This is a genomic window from Pseudomonas fluorescens (assembly GCF_018614775.1).
Classification (GTDB): domain Bacteria; phylum Pseudomonadota; class Gammaproteobacteria; order Pseudomonadales; family Pseudomonadaceae; genus Aquipseudomonas; species Aquipseudomonas fluorescens_BY.
Map to the genome: position 1 here is coordinate 1 of NZ_JAGGOF010000018.1, position 15,245 is coordinate 15,245.

Annotated in this window: 12 protein-coding genes; 7 read left to right on the forward strand and 5 right to left on the reverse strand. The window is 61.4% G+C overall.

The features are described from left to right. Positions 1-272 precede the first annotated feature (272 nt). The 4 genes from purT to J7E36_RS05040 form a co-directional block, all read right to left on the reverse strand. Entirely contained in the window at positions 273-1,454 is a 1,182-nt protein-coding gene (gene purT, locus J7E36_RS05025) for a formate-dependent phosphoribosylglycinamide formyltransferase (RefSeq protein WP_215000492.1), read from the reverse strand. Positions 1,455-1,555: 101 nt separating this feature from the next. Further along, positions 1,556-2,023 (reverse strand): preQ0 transporter, encoded by a 468-nt coding sequence (locus J7E36_RS05030; protein WP_215000493.1) that lies wholly within the window; start codon positions 2,021-2,023, stop codon positions 1,556-1,558. Positions 2,024-2,191: 168 nt separating this feature from the next. After that, positions 2,192-2,977, reverse strand: coding sequence for a siderophore-interacting protein (locus J7E36_RS05035; RefSeq protein ID WP_215000495.1), 786 nt, complete (start codon positions 2,975-2,977; stop codon positions 2,192-2,194). Then, the gene (locus J7E36_RS05040; protein ID WP_215000497.1) at positions 2,970-3,551 is read right to left on the reverse strand and encodes a PadR family transcriptional regulator; all 582 of its coding nucleotides are present in this window, start codon (positions 3,549-3,551) and stop codon (positions 2,970-2,972) included. The genes J7E36_RS05035 and J7E36_RS05040 overlap by 8 nt, the downstream gene beginning before the upstream one ends. Before the next feature lie 419 nt (positions 3,552-3,970). Between J7E36_RS05040 and J7E36_RS05045 the strand changes: the two genes are divergently transcribed. The 7 genes from J7E36_RS05045 (at position 3,971) to J7E36_RS05075 (ending at position 11,848) form a co-directional block, all read left to right on the forward strand. Further along, positions 3,971-4,456: a CS1 type fimbrial major subunit gene (locus J7E36_RS05045; RefSeq protein ID WP_215000499.1), complete on the forward strand. Its 486-nt coding sequence runs from the start codon at positions 3,971-3,973 to the stop codon at positions 4,454-4,456. Between the two features lie 125 nt (positions 4,457-4,581). Next, positions 4,582-7,116, forward strand: coding sequence for a CS1-pili formation C-terminal domain-containing protein (locus tag J7E36_RS05050; RefSeq protein ID WP_215000501.1), 2,535 nt, complete (start codon positions 4,582-4,584; stop codon positions 7,114-7,116). Positions 7,117-7,263: 147 nt separating this feature from the next. Then, positions 7,264-8,511, forward strand: coding sequence for a hypothetical protein (locus J7E36_RS05055; RefSeq protein ID WP_215000503.1), 1,248 nt, complete (start codon positions 7,264-7,266; stop codon positions 8,509-8,511). Positions 8,512-8,559: 48 nt separating this feature from the next. Continuing rightward, positions 8,560-9,804 (forward strand): hypothetical protein, encoded by a 1,245-nt coding sequence (locus J7E36_RS05060; RefSeq protein ID WP_215000505.1) that lies wholly within the window; start codon positions 8,560-8,562, stop codon positions 9,802-9,804. A 59-nt stretch (positions 9,805-9,863) separates the two neighbouring features. Continuing rightward, positions 9,864-10,607, forward strand: coding sequence for a molecular chaperone (locus tag J7E36_RS05065; protein ID WP_215000507.1), 744 nt, complete (start codon positions 9,864-9,866; stop codon positions 10,605-10,607). Between the two features lie 45 nt (positions 10,608-10,652). Then, positions 10,653-11,135: a CS1 type fimbrial major subunit gene (locus J7E36_RS05070; protein WP_215000509.1), complete on the forward strand. Its 483-nt coding sequence runs from the start codon at positions 10,653-10,655 to the stop codon at positions 11,133-11,135. Between the two features lie 218 nt (positions 11,136-11,353). Continuing rightward, positions 11,354-11,848, forward strand: a complete 495-nt coding sequence (locus J7E36_RS05075; RefSeq protein ID WP_215000512.1) for a CS1 type fimbrial major subunit — start codon at positions 11,354-11,356, stop codon at positions 11,846-11,848. An 11-nt stretch (positions 11,849-11,859) separates the two neighbouring features. Here the strand turns inward: J7E36_RS05075 and J7E36_RS05080 are convergent, their stop codons facing one another. Further along, positions 11,860-14,967, reverse strand: a complete 3,108-nt coding sequence (locus tag J7E36_RS05080; RefSeq protein WP_215000513.1) for a transglycosylase domain-containing protein — start codon at positions 14,965-14,967, stop codon at positions 11,860-11,862. Positions 14,968-15,245: the final 278 nt, after the last annotated feature.

Genomic DNA, 15,245 nt, shown 5'->3' on the forward strand with positions numbered 1-15,245 from the left:
CCTTCAGCTCTGAAAGTTTTTACCGGACACTAGTGACGCTCTGCGTGGGAATGCAGCCCGGGACGCTCCGCGTCCCCAAGAGCCGAACGCAGAGCGTCCGTAGAGGCGTTCCCACGCGGAGCGTGGAGACGATCAGTGCAGCCGAACTTTCGATCGTTCCCACGCTCTGCGTGGGAACGCAGCCAGGGACGCTCCGCGTCCCAAGAGCCGAACGCGGAGCGTCCGTAGAGGCATTCCCACGCGGAACGTGGGAACGATCAATGCAGCCGAACTTACAACTCGATCTTTACGGCCTGCGAAGCGCGGGTCGCCTTGGCGCGGGCGGCTTCGATGGATTCGTCGCGGGCCAGGGCCACGCCCAGGCGGCGTTGGCCGTTGACTTCCGGTTTGCCGAACAGGCGCAGGGCGGTGTCCGGTTCGCTCAGGGCGGCGCCCAGGTTGGCGAAAGCGGTCTGGGTCGACTGGCCTTCCACCAGGATCACCGCCGATGCCGACGGCCCGAACTGGCGGATCAGCGGGATCGGCAGGCCGAGGATCGCACGGGCATGCAGAGCGAACTGCGACAGGTCCTGGGAGATCAGCGTCACCAGACCGGTGTCATGCGGGCGCGGCGAGACTTCGCTGAACCACACCTGATCGCCCTTGATGAACAGCTCGACGCCGAACATCCCGCGCCCGCCCAGGGCCTCGGTCACCGCTTTGGCAACGCGCTCGGATTCGGCCAGCGCCGCCGGGCTCATGGCCTGGGGCTGCCAGGATTCCTGATAATCGCCTTTCTCCTGGCGGTGACCGACCGGCGCACAGAATGTGGTGCCGCCGGCATGACGCACGGTGAGCAGGGTGATTTCGTAATCGAAGTCGATAAAACCTTCGATGATCACCCGGCCTTTGCCGGCCCGGCCGCCTTCCTGGGCGTAATCCCAGGCTTTCTGCACATCGTCGTAGCTGCGCAGCAGGCTCTGGCCCTTGCCCGACGAACTCATCACCGGCTTGACCACGCACGGGAAGCCCAGGGTTTGCACGGCCTGGCGGTAGTCTTCCACGGTGTCGGCGAAGAAGTACGGCGAGGTCGGCAAACCCAGCTCTTCAGCGGCCAGGCGACGGATGCCTTCGCGGTTCATGGTCAACTGCGCGGCGCGGGCGGTGGGGATCACGGTGAAGCCTTCGGCTTCCAGTTCCACCAGGGTCGCGGTGGCGATGGCTTCGATTTCCGGCACGATGAAGTGCGGCTTCTCGGCTTCGATGACCGCACGCAGGGCGGCGCCGTCGAGCATGTTGATCACATGGCTGCGGTGGGCCACTTGCATGGCCGGGGCGTTGGCGTAGCGGTCCACGGCAATCACTTCGACGCCCAGGCGCTGCAACTCGATTACCACTTCCTTGCCCAGCTCACCGCTGCCACACAATAAAACGCGGGTCGCGGTCGGCGACAATGGAGTACCGATACGGGTCATCTGAAAGTCCTCAGGCAGGAGCGGATCATCGAGGGTTGCGCGCCGGGCGAGCTTCCCGTGGGAGAAAGCGCGGCATTTTACATGAACCGCGGGCTTTGGCTTCAGCCCGCGACGGCCTGTTTGCGTAAACGCCAGGCCATGATCAGCCAGACGGCCGTGACCCCGGCGAATTTCGAAGCCAGGGCAGTGCCCACCACGCTCGGCGTCAGGGCGTCGATCAGGCCGAAGAAAATGAAGGTGTCCAAAGGGATGCTCAGGGCCGAACTGATCCACAGGCGGTCATGCAACGGGCGCTTGGTAACGGTGAACACCAGCCAGTCGATGCACTCGGACACGGCGAACGCCGTGGCGCTGGCCAGGGCGATGGTCGGGTCCGAAGTGATGTAGGACAACACCAGCGCCGCCAGCATCGCGACAATGGCGCCGTGGCCGAAGCGGGTTTGCACCATGTCGCGCAGGATAAACACCAGCCCACCCCAGGCCGACCAGATGACGTCCAGGTGCGGCGCGGCGGAAAACGCGTAATTGATCAGCACGACGCTGCTGATGTAGGCGATCAGGAAAAGCATGGGATACCCGGTTCGGCGATTATTCGAAGGCGAATGATAACCTCTGTGGGAGCAAAGCTTGCTCGCGATAGCGGCTTATCAAACACGCTTGTCGATTGACTTGCCCCAATCGCGAGCAAGCTTTGCTCCCACAAATTGACTGCCCGGCGTGAGTCCATAGGCTGGATTTCACTCCTCCTCGCTATCGTCCACCTTCCAATAACCCACCGCCTTCAGGTAATCCTGATCCAGCCCTTTCTCCTCCAACAGCACCTTGCGGATCCGCCGCGACAGCTTGCTTTCGGTGGCGACCCAGGCGTACAGCTTGCCGCCGGGCATTTCCAGTTGCTTGACGGTGGTCAGCAGGTTGTCCTGCCTGCCTTCGCGCAGCACCCAGATCAGCTGGATCTGCGCCGGGCTTTGCAGCACTTGCTGCTCGGCGCCGTTCTCCACTTCCACCACCACCAGCGCACGCCGGTTGGGCGCCAGGCCTTCGAGGCGGCGGGCGATGGCGGGGAGGGCGGTTTCGTCGCCGATCAGCAGGTAGCTGTCGAAGATGTCCGGCACGATCATCGAGCCCCGGGGGCCGGCGATGTTGAGGTATTGCCCGGGGGTTGCCTGGGCCGCCCAGGTCGAGGCAGGGCCGTCACCGTGGAGTACGAAATCGATGTCCAGTTCCAGGGTGTCCAGGTCATAGCGGCGCGGGGTGTAGTCGCGCATCTCGGGCATTGGCCCCTGGGCCTTGCCCGCGCCGGGGCTGATGTTCTCCAGGGCGGCTTGTTCCTCGGCGTTCTGCGGGAACAGCAATTTCACATGATCGTCCGCACCCAGGCTGACGAAGCCCGCCAGTTCCGGCCCGCCGACGGTGATGCGGCGCATGCGCGGGGTCAGGTTCACTACCCGCAGCACTTGCAGGCGCCGACGCTTGACCTCGTGGGTGACGCGATGAATGGTGTTTGGGTCGACTTCAGTCATTGCTTGACTCCGAAACTGATGGACGGTCGAGACCGTCGATGATGGCTTTGGCGGTGTCGTTGAGCAGATCGCGTATCCGCAGGATTTCTTCCGGGTTCCAACGCGCCTGGTGCATCTGCAGCGCTCGACGCAGGTTATCCACCGCTTCGCGGATTTCAGTCGGTCGACCTTGCTCTCGCAGGACGCGTTTGCTGGCTTCAATGCGCATCCGCACGCCGTCCAGCGCCTCGGCCTGGTCTCGAAGGAATAGACGGCCGGCGTCGGTCGCGCTGTACCTTTTTTTTCCACCCTCGGCGTCGCCGCTGACCATCTTACCCATTTCGAGGTGGGTCAGGGTCGGGTAGATCACGCCAGGGCTCGGGGTGTAGGCACCGTCGAACAGGGACTCGACCTGGCGAATCAGCTCATAGCCGTGACAGGCTTTTTCAGCGATCAGTGCCAGCAGCAGCAATCTCAGCTCGCCCGCAGCGAAAACCCGTGGCGCGCGACCGCTGCGCTCACGACCGTGCGGGCGCCGTTCGAAGCCGTCGTATTGAGCGTGTTCAGGAGTGGGTTGGGAATAAGGCACTGTCATCTTTCTGTTCTCTGTTCCGCCTGAATAGAACCGAGATATATCTTTGACTTTAGATATATCTTCACCTATATAGATATATCTTGGTTAAAAGATATATCTTAGTTGCGTCCTACATGGAATGAAATGGGACCTTACCTGAATCCCTTATGTTTGCGGGACAAAACCCAGTGCGCAGTGAGTTTTTTAAGCGCAACTAGCGTAAATGTGGGAAGTCTCTTACATTAAAAGTTACATTTTATCAAAAAGCGCGTCTTTTTCGCTGTTTCGCATGCGCGATTTACTACAAGACTTAGCGAACTTTCCTGCTTATTTTTAATTAAAGAGCGACGATCATGCACCGGCGTTGGAGGGGCACGCCAAGCTGTATTGGCCTGCCACTTCAACCCTTCTCTCTTTATTGCTATGAACAGGTGTTAACAATGCTCATGAAAATCGTAACCGCTGCCACCCTGACTGCCGCGGCCCTGAGTTCTTCGCTGGCCTTCGCTCTGGATGATGCACGTTCGGCCATCCACATCACCGCGAACATCCCGACCACGCAGTTCCATGTGCAGCCCACTAACGCCGAATGGGGTAAGGATGAAACCATGTCCTACAACACGGTCAGCGGCACCCTGACTTCGCTGCGTCAGACCTACAACGTGAAAAACACCGAGGGTTCGGTCAATGCCTACATCGAAGGCGGCCCGGCTTCGCTGTACAACGGCCGCGATGCGATCGCGCTGACCACGGCCTTCAACGGCGTCACCCTGACCGCCCTGTCCCAGGAAGTGGTAGATGACGCCACCTCCACCCCTGGCACCCAGGCTGAGATGACCATTACCCCGGCCAAGCCGCTCGCCACCCAGAATGGGGTGTACACCGCTGACATGACCGTCATCTTCGACGCCGTGCCGCGCCCGTAACGCCATTCGCGGCCCGGTGACTCCCACCTCGTCCCCGGGCCGCGCAGCAGGCCGGCCGGTTCTCCCCGACCGGTTGGCCTGTACCTGAAACACCCCGAAAGCTCGCTGATTATGAGAGTCCGTTGATGTTACCGATGACACCCATCGCGGGTGCGCTCGCGCTGTTGTTGTGCGCGAATGCATGGGCCGCGCCGACTGCCCCCGGTACCACGCCGAGTAGCCTGCTGGGCCAGGCCAAGGGCCTGCCGGCGGAATTTGAAGCGCACTTCTTCGATGTGCCACTGGCCGTTCGTATTGAGCTCAATCAACAGTACCTCGGCGAAGCCATGGTGGTCTTGACGCGGGATGATCGCATTACCCTGCTGGAGTTCACCGATACCCACGACAGCACGATCAAGGCCGTCGAGCGGGACCAGTGGGAGCAGACACTCAAGCAAGGACAATTGTTAGGCGCTTGTGAAAAGAACTGCACCGCAGGGCTGCTTGCAGTGCACTACAGCCTGGAAAACTCCCTGGTGTCGATCCTCACCCGAGATGTGGAGCGCGGCACCGAACCCCTGCGGTATCACGATCAACCCCAGGACGGCAGCCTCGGCCTGATCTTCAACAACCAGCTCAATCTCAACGGTGGTCAGCAACAGGACACCGGTGGGCGCTATGGCCTCAACGCTATTTCCAGCGTGGGCAACTGGAGCCAGTCCCTGGACCTGCAACTCTCGCGCCTGGGCGGGCCGGACGACAAGCTCTACCACGCCGTCCATGAACTGTTCACCCAACGGGAGTTGGAAGGGCATTTTTTCCGCCTGGGTTATTTCACCCCCAGCTCCGATGGCTTGAACCGGCAGATTCGTTCATTCGGTGCCAACCCGGACACTGCACTGGGTGTAATGTACGGCAGCTCCGACAGCCTGGTGGTCGATAATCCGAAACCCAGCGTCTACCCCATTTATGTCACCGCCAGCCGTCAGGCTTCGGTGGAGATTTATCGCAGCGGCCTGCTGATCAACACCCAGGCCGTCAGCGCCGGCTTGCAGAGCCTCGACACCCGCCCGCTGCCCGGCGGCATCTATGAAGTGGAAGTGCGGCTGATCGAGGATGGGCAAACCACCGCCACCAGCCAGGAACTGGTCTACAAGCCGAACAACTGGAGCAGTACCGAAGAGCGCTGGCGCTACAACCTGTTCGCCGGCCGGGAAACCCGGCTCTGGAGCAACTGGGAAGACCAGCCCTCTGGGTTCACCACCGCAGGGCTTGGCGTCAACTACCTGCTGCACCCACGGGTGATCGTCGGCGGCTCCGCACGCCAGGTGCAGGACAAGCTGCAAGTCGGTACGTCGGTGGACTGGACGCTGGCCTCCCACACCAGCCTGTACGCCAACGTCTACCACACCGAACAGTATGGCAACGGCATGGACGTGCAGGCCCTGTACAGCTACGGCCAGGGCAGCGTCGTCGCCAGCCACAACCGCAGTTGGCTGGACACCCGCAATACCTACGAGACCCTGCCGGACGGCACCCGCATTCGGCAACGCAACGTGTTCGTCGGCCAGACCAGCAATTCGTCGCTGTCGGCCACCCATCGCCTGAGCAATAAGTCCTCGATCAACGGCCGGTTGGCCTACAGCGAAGGTAATGTGCAGGGCACCGGCCTGGACCTGGGCTGGACCCAGCGCGGCAAGCTGCGGGGCAGCGATGCCAACTGGCGGCTGTCGGTGTTCGACCGCCCCGGCACATCGAGCACCAACGACCGGCGCAACCGTGGCGTCGACCTGAGTGTCAGCGTGGCGTTGGGCGGGCCGGGCGAATACTGGTCCGGCAGCGTCGGCACCCGCACCTCACGCGAGGGCACCCGGGACAACAACGCGTCGCTGACTTATCGCCGCGACCTCCAGGATCATGTGCTGCAAAACGTTTCCGCCACGGCGCTGGCCGACACCTATGGCGTAGGCCTGTCCAGCATGGCCAGCTTCAGTACCGAATCGCTCTACGGCGACGGCTTCCTGCAGCGCTCGTCCTATAACGACAACCTCACCGGCGGCCTGAACCTGAGCAGCACCGTGGCGGTCGGCGGCCAGAAAGCCGCTTTCACCGGCCTGCCTCACAACCGTGGCGCGGGGATGATCGTCGACGTGGAAACCGACGTGGACGACATCATCCTGCGCGCCGACGACCTCACGGGGGGCAGTACCACGCTGCACCCGGGCCGTAACTTCGTGCCGATCACCGCCTACCGCAACAGCATGGTGACCTTCGACTTCGAAGGCGTCCATCCCCCGGCGGCGAGCATCGAGCCGGCACGCACCCGTTATCACCTGAACAAGGGCGGCGTGGACTACCGCAAGATCAGCGTGATGAAAACCGTGACCGTGCTCGGGCGCCTGCTGGACGAACAGGGCCAGCCGCTCAAGGGCCACCACGTGATCAACCACGCCAGCCGTGGGGTCAGCGAGGCGGACGGGTTCTTCTCCATGGAAATGAACGCCGCTTCGCCGACCCTGGAAGTGCGCTATGGCAACGAGTTGTTCTGCCGGTTCCGTCTTGATCCGGAGAGCGCGAGCGATGACGGCGATGTGTTGATGATCGGTGATCTGCGCTGCACGCCGGACAGTTTGGCGGACAGTTCGCTGGCTGCGGCTGATTCGGCGAAACAGCGTTCTTGAACCCGTGGGAGCAAAGCTTGCTCGCGATGAACGATTACGCCATTCACCTGAAGACCGGGGTGTCTGCATCGCGGGCAAGCCTTGCTCCCACGGTGAAGTATTCCCCCCAACTAGCAGGGATTCGCTTTGATGTATGAGGTTGTATAAATGAAACCCTTATCGGTCACCGTGCGCAGCGTGGTTTCGGTGTTGTTGTTTGCCTGCGTGCCTGCTGCCCACGCCGTGAGCCGGGATATCACTGCGATATTCAGGCCCGACTCTTCGAAGCCTCACGAGAATGTGTTCCTCAATACCACTCCCATTGGTGGTTACTGCCAGCACCAGCCGGCGGTATGCGCGGCCAAGAAACTGTCCAGCATCCTATTGCCCGTTACTTTCGATTCAACAGGACCTATCCAGGCAAATCATGCCGACCCTCGCAAGGGCGCAATGTTCAGTGTTCCCACCCGTTGGCACGAGCTTCAGGTGACTCATTCAGAGACAGGCGAAACCGAGACCGTTGAGTTTCGCTGGGCGGGTATAGGGGCGACCTATCGACTTCCTGTGTCCGCCGTCAGTCTGGTGGGTGGAGGAGTAACCAATCGTACAGCGCATGCAATGTTGTGGGGAGGTAAGACTTGGCAGAATGCGCCTTTACCATGCCAAGACGTTGGTTTTATCGGTATAAGCGATAAAGACTTCCCGTTTATCTGGTGGACGCCGACAGATGGCGTATGCGCCAAAAGGGCTAGTTATGTAGTTCCCAGCCTGAAATATCTTTCGGTGAATTTTGCCTACGAGCTGCGTACACCCAACCCATTGAAAATGTCATCCGGCCTGTACACAGGTTCACTGAACTACACCATTGGACCGGGGCAGGACTTTGACGTCGGGGATGTCATGATTCCTACCGACTCGCTTTTGACTCTCAATTTCAAACTCGATGTCCAGCACACCCTCAAAGTCGAAGTCCCCCCCGGCGGCAACCGCGTCGAACTGGTCCCCCAGGAAGGCTGGCAATCCTGGCTCAACACCGGGCGCAAACCAACACGGCTGTTTCGTGACCAGCGCTTCCACATCTCCGCCTCTTCGCGTTTCAAGATGGCGCTCGAGTGCCAGAACATCAGCGGCAATACCTGCGCAATCTCTGAAACCGACACCGGCCATGCCGTGCCGGTGGACGTCAGCGTGACCCTGCCCGACGGCTTGACGGACGGCGCCGGGCAATCGGTCAATCGCCGCCCATTATTGCGCGATGGCAGCGGCACCGAGCTGTTCCAACCCGGCTTATACGTCGACCGCAGGCTCGGGATGCTGCACTTCGAAGTGGCTCGCAGCAGCGTCGAAGCGATGCTCGATACGGGCGCCACGCGCTACACCGGCGATGTCACGGTGATCTGGGATTCGGAAGTTTAAAGGGCACGGATTGGCCTGCCTGAGGCGAAAGGGAGCGGTGAGGTACACATGAAAGGTCTACCAGTAGCAGTGCGTAGCGTGGTTTTGGGGATGATGTTGGCCTGCGCGTCAACGGCTAGTGCCGTGAGCAAGGATGTCACTGCAGTCTTCAGGCCCGACCCTTCGAAGCCCAACGAGAATGCTTTTCTCAACACCACTCCTAACTCGGGTTATTGCGCACTGTATCCGGCGGTCTGCGAGCGGGAGAAAATGTTCAGCATCCAGTTGCCCATTGCCTTCAATTCAACCGGTCCTATTCAGGCTAATCATGGAAGCGAGCGGCAAGGGGCGATGTTCCATGTACCCGCCATTTGGCGTCTGGCACAGGTGACTCATACCGGTACGGGCGAAACTGAACTGGTTCAAGTGCGCATATCCGGTGTCGGTTCGCGATACCAATTTCCCGGCAGTGTTGTTGACCTGGTCGGTGGCGGCGTCGATGCCGTGACTGCTCACCGGATATTATGGGGGTCTAGTTGGTATTTTGCGCCCGCACCCTGTCAAGGCACCAACTTCGGGACCTATAACTACAACATCTTTAATTTTTTTTGGAAGACCCCGGTCGAAGGCGTGTGTGCCAAAAGGGCCAGGTTTCTGATTCCGAGCATGTCTTATCGCCACTTGGATTTTGCCTACGAGCTGCGCACCCCCAACCCTTTGAAGATGTCGTCCGGCCAATACACCGGCTCCATCATCTATGGCGTCGGGCCGGGGCAGGACTTCGACATGGGCGACGTCATGATCCCCAACGATTCGACGATCACCCTTAATTTCAAACTGGACGTCGAGCACACCCTCAAGGTGGACGTACCTCCCGGCGGCAACCGCGTTGAACTGGTGCCCCAGGAAGGCTGGCAAAGCTGGCTGAACAGCGGTCGCAAACCGACGCGGCTGTTCCGTGACCAGCGCTTTCATATTTCGGCCTCTTCGCGTTTCAAGATGAGCCTTGAATGCCAACACATCAGCGGCAACACCTGCGCGATCACCGAAACCGGCACCAACCATGCCGTGCCGGTGAACGTCAGCGTGACCTTGCCCGAAGGCCTGGCAGACGCTGGCGGGCAACCGGTCGACCGGCGTCCGTTGTTGCGTGACGGCAGTGGCACCGAGCTGTTTCAGCCGAGTGTTTACGTCGATCGTCGTTCCGCAATGCTGCACTTCGAAGTGGCCCGGGGCAGCGTCGAAGAGATGCTCGACACCGGCGCCACGCGCTACACCGGCAACGTCACGGTGATCTGGGATTCGGACGTCTAAGCGGCCTGCGGGCCGCCCTATTCAATGTTTTACGTTTACTGCATGAGGTTGGAAAAGCAATGAAGCATCTCTTGGCTTGGGTCGGGTTTTCTCTGTTTTGCGGTGTGGCTCAGGCCGGTCCGCAGATCGGTGTCGGGGTGGTCTACGACTACCTGGACGGCAACAAGACCACCTACATGAAACGGGTGTTCAACGGCGGCACGTCCACGGCGTTCGTCAAGGTGAACATCCTGGAAATCATCTACAACGAAGACGGTACTTACAGCGAGGTGCCCCTGCAAAACCAGGCCAGTGCCCAGGCCAAGGATGGCCTGATGGCCAGCCCGGCGCGCCTGATCGTGCCGGCCAACGGGGTGCAGGGCACGCGCCTGTTGTTCATGGGCAACCGCGACAAGGAGCGTTACTTCCGCGTGCGTTTCGTGCCGGTGGTACCGGAGGCGGAGGACGAATTTGCCGTCAGCGCGGAAGAACGCGAGGCGTACAAGAAAGAGCGCATCGGGGCCGGGGTCAAGGTGTTGGCGGGTTACGGCACGGTGTTTTTCGTGCGGCCCAAGGACACCCGCTTCGACACGGTGATCGATGACAACCCCAACCGCTACCAGTTGCGCAACAACGGCAACAGCGTGCTGGTGATCGATGAGTTCAAGGACTGTGAAGCGAAGAAAGAGAATGAGTGCCGACCGACCACCAAGCACCACGTCATGGCCGGTCGCACCTTTTCGTTCGACAAGGAAGCGGGGCGTGAATACCGCTTCACCCTGATCGAAGGCAGCGCGACAAAAAACGTCGAGATCAAAGGCTGACGGTGGCTGTCGCCCAGTCGTCATCGACGCAACAGGTAAATCAAAATGATCAAGACACTGCTACGCCCCCTCGCCATGACGGCGCTGGTGTTCCCCGCGGCCTCGGCCTGGGGGGCGGTCGAACGGGAAACCTTCGAGCTCTACGTGACCATCCCGACGGCCGACTTCTATGTGCTGCCCCTCGACCCACAGCTGGTCCAGCGGGAGCAGCGTTTGCCGTTCAGCACCATCACCTCGGACCTCAGTCCGTTGCGGGCGACCTACGAGGTGAAGAACAGCAACGGCTCCATCGGCGCGCGTCTCGGGGAGGAGGCGTACCTGTCCAATGGCCGGGATCGCATCGACTTGCGCGTGCGCTTCAACGGCGTCGAACTGACCCTGGACTCAGCCCAGGTGGTCACGGCCACCGAGGCCCGGCCAGGGCGCCAGGTGCCGCTGGAAATCGCCGCCATCAAGCCCGATGACGACTACAAGCCGGGGGATTACTACGGCACGGTGCACATGGTGTTCGACGCCACGGCGCCATAGGCGACCCGCACATGTCGAGCCAGTACGAAACCTTCGTGGCGAGGGAGCTTGCTCCCGCTGGGTGGCGAAGCCTCCCCCTGCTGTTTCTGCCTTGCCACCGTTGCGACTGCTGCGCAGTCGAGCGGGAGCAAGCTCCCTCGCCACGGGGTTTATCGGTGACAGCGGGGCACTGGCGTTACTTCTCCGCTTTTCAAACACAACATAAAAGGATGTTAAGCATGTTCAAGAAATTCGTATCCGTGACTGCTCTGGCCGCTGCGGCCTTGAGTCCTTCGCTGGCATTGGGAGCCGATGATGCACGCTCGCCCATCCATATCAGCGCGAACATTCCGACCCAGCAGTTTCATGTGCAGCCCAGGGATCCGGAGTTCGGCAAGAATGAATTCATGTATTGGGACGCTGTGAAGAGTCAACTGAGCTCGGTACGCCAGACCTTCGACGTGAAGAATACCGACGGTTCGGTGCACGCCTATCTGCCGGCTGGGCAACCGGCGCTGACCAATGGCAGCAGCGCCATTCCTTTGCTCGTCCGGTTCAATAACGTCACCTTGACCTCCACGCCCCAGGAAGTCGTGGATGACCCAACGTCCACGCCAGGTACACAGGCAGAGATGCACATCCTTGCGTCCGCCGTGCCGCTCCCGGACCATACAGGGCTGTTCACCGCGGACTTCACGGTGATCTTCGACGCCGTGCCGCGGGTGACGCCGTAATCTGCACGTCCCTACTGCCGCGCCACCAACGGCTTGCACTGGGTCTGACTGCCTGGCTGCAAGTACGGCGAAAGAAACGGCGCCATCCCTTTGAGCACCTGCACCGGCAAGGCCGAGGTGAACCTGAAGTTCTGCGCCGAGGCCCCTGGTACGTAGGCGGTGAGGGTGCCGAAATGGCTGTCGCCGATGTAGAACACGAAGGTGGCCGTGCGGTTGATCGACTTGGAGCTGAGGATGCGCCCACCGGCGCCGATGGCTTCGATGCGGTTGTCGCCGGTGCCGGTCTTGCCACCCATGGCCAGCGGCGTACCGTCGGCCAGTTTGAAACTGCCGGCCACCCGTTTCGCGGTGCCGGCATCCACCACCTGGGACAGCGCACCGCGCAGGGCCTGGGCCACTTCCACGGGCATCACGCGCTTGCCGTTATCCGGGTTGCTGACCAGCCGCGTCTCGTAGGGCGTGCCGACGGCAAAGTCGAGACTGTCCACCCGCAGCGCCGGTTGGCGGATGCCGTCGTTGAGGATGGTGCCGACCAACTCCGCCAACGCGGCCGGGCGGTCGCCGGAACTGCCGATGGCAGTCGCCAGTGACGGCACCAGATGATCGAACGGATAGCCGACTTTCTGCCAGCGCTGGTGGATGTCCAGGAACGCTTCGATCTCCAGCATGGTGCGGATGCGACTGTCGCGGGCGCTCTTGTGCCGGCTCTTGAACAACCAGCTGTAGACTTCCTGGCGCTCGAATTCGCTGGCCTTGACGATCTGGCTGAACTTGGCGTCGGGATTGTTCAGCAGGTAACCCATCAACCACAGGTCCAGCGGGTGGACCTTGGCAATGAAGCCCTGGTCCGGCAGGTCGTAGGCGCCCGGGCCGTAGCTTTGATAGAGGCGTTCCAGGCGCTCGTCGGTGAGTTTTTCGCTGCTCTTGACCGATTTGAGGTGCGAGCGCACGAACAGATTGAAACTCTCCTGGCTGTCGTTGGGAAAGAAGTAGCGGTGCACGGCGGCCAGGCGGATGGCGGTGGGGTGCATGCTGTCGAGGAAGGTTTCCAGGCGCTGGCCGGTGTCCTTTTTCTGGTATTTCTTCCAGAACCTGAGCAGGAACGAGGTGCCTTCGCGGTCGGCGAATTGGGCCAGGTATTCCTGGCGGCGCGGGTCATTGTCATCCTTGAGCAGTTCGGCGCTGGAGCTGGGCCCGGCATAAGTGGCGTAGCGCACCAGGTCGCGCATCAGGCGAATGAACGGCAGGTTGATCGACTCGCGCAGGGCGTCGCGCAACGTGGGGTTGCGGCCGTTGTCCTCGTTGCGGAAGTTGTGGAAGGTATGCAATCCGCCGCCGGTAAAAAAGGCTTCGCCGGGGCTGGCCGAATAGGTGCGGTCCAGCGCCGCATCGAGCATTTTCGGCAGGCTGCGGTCGCTGTTCTGGAGCAGATAGTCGACCGCCCAGCGGGACAGGCGGTCCTGCTCGGCGATGTCGGTTTTCTTCAACGCTGCCGGGGTCTGCTGGGCATAGCGATCATGCAGTTCGGCGATGATTTGCAGGTAGGTCGTGAGTACCCGCAACTTGGCGGTGGAGCCCAGTTCCAGTTTGCTGCCTTCGTTGATGTCGAAGGGCTGGTCGGTGCTGTCGGTCTGCACCCGCACCCGCGAGCCGTCCGGTGTCAACTCCAGCAGGGTAAAGCTGTAGCGCACCTGGGTGGTGCTGGTGGGGGTCAGCAGGCGCTCGCCCATCAGGCCGATCTCGGCGGCGAACGCCGGGTCGGCCAGGCGCTTGAGGTACTCGGTGGCCTGGGCCTGCAAATCACTTTGCAAGGTGCTGGTGGCCGAGAGGTCCAGGCGGTCGAGGTCATATAAAGGACGATTGAGCAGGTTGGCGAGGCGACTGCGGGCGGCGCTGATGCCCTTGTTGGTTTCGATGGGTTGGATCGTCGGTTGCTGCACCCAGTCGCGGTAGCTGACTTTGCTCGCCAGCGCTGCCTCGGCCAGGGCGCCATCGATCACGCCGTTCTGGGCCAGCAGGCGGATGTGGCTGTCGGTCAGGCTCGCCAGTTCATCGTGGCCCTTGGTCAGGTAATGGGAAGGGCGACGCTGGGCAATCATCAACGACAGCATCTCGCGCAACGCCAGGCCCTTGTCGGCCAGCGACTGTGGGTCGGTGGCGTTGCTGAACAGCCGCTCATTGGCCCGGTTGAAGTCGGCGCCGTACCAGACCCGCAAGCCTTCAGCCATGCCGTGCACTTCGCCGTGCCCGGGTACGGCGGAGAGCGGCACGCTGTTGAGGTAATCGCGGATCACCCGCTGCCGCGCCTCAAGGGTTTGCGGGCCGTCCTTGTAGGCGCGCACGCTGGCGGAAATCATCTGGCGGATTTTTTCCCCGCCCGACACGGTGAGGCCTTCGGGGGAGTGGCGGTATTTTTCCAGCTGCGTCGCCAGCGTGCTGCCCCCGGCCGATTGCCCCGGCAAACTGAGCAACTTGGCGACTTGCGACCAGGCGGCCATGGCGAAACGCGGCCAGTCCACCGCCGGGTTTGCCAAGGGTTGCTGCGGGTCGAGCAGAAAGCGGTTTTCGATGAACAGCAGGCTTTGCACCACCACCGGCGGAATCGTTTCAAAACTGGCATACAGTTGCTGCGGGTACTTGAACTGATACACCGGCGCGGCGCGGCAATCGGTAATGGTCAGCCCGGCCTGGATCTTTTCCGTGTAGGGCACGAACAGGCCTTTTTCGACGTAGCCCATCAGGGCCGGCGAAAAGCGCGCCTGGGCCTGTATCACGTAGTCACGCTTGAGCAGTCGTGGCAGGAACTCTCCCAGCGAGCTGTAGCCCAAGCGCCGGTCGAACGGGCCCGCACCGGGATAGACGATGGCATCGCTGGGGCCTGGTTGCACCGAATAGCCCAGGGATTCAGCGTACTTGCTGATCTCCCGGGCCTGAAACCGCGATGTGCGCATTTCCTTGGCCACCGCCAGGCCGACCACCACCACGACGATCAACAGCAACAACCAGAACGCCCGCCAGCCATGCCGTACGCGGCGCTTTTTTTGAGGTGAAGACGCTTCTTCCATACGTTCAGTCGGGACCACAGGTTGGTTCGAATCGGTTTGCCATAAAGCGCCCATAGTCGACTGATCCATTCAAGCAGATTGATCGGACTTGCTTGAAGCTTAGACGGTGCTTGGCGTGGGGGGCGGGGAAATTGTGGACAGGCTGATACGCCAGCACGTTGATCGTTCCCACGCTCTGCGCGGGAACGCATCCTGTGACGCTCTGCGTCGCCTGCCCGAAGCGGAACGCGGAGCGTCCCTGGCGGCATTCCCACGCGGAGCGTGAGGAACGATCGCTCAGCGGCTCCGTTGCCTGAACGCTCAAGGCCCCGCAACCTGATCGTTCCCAGGCT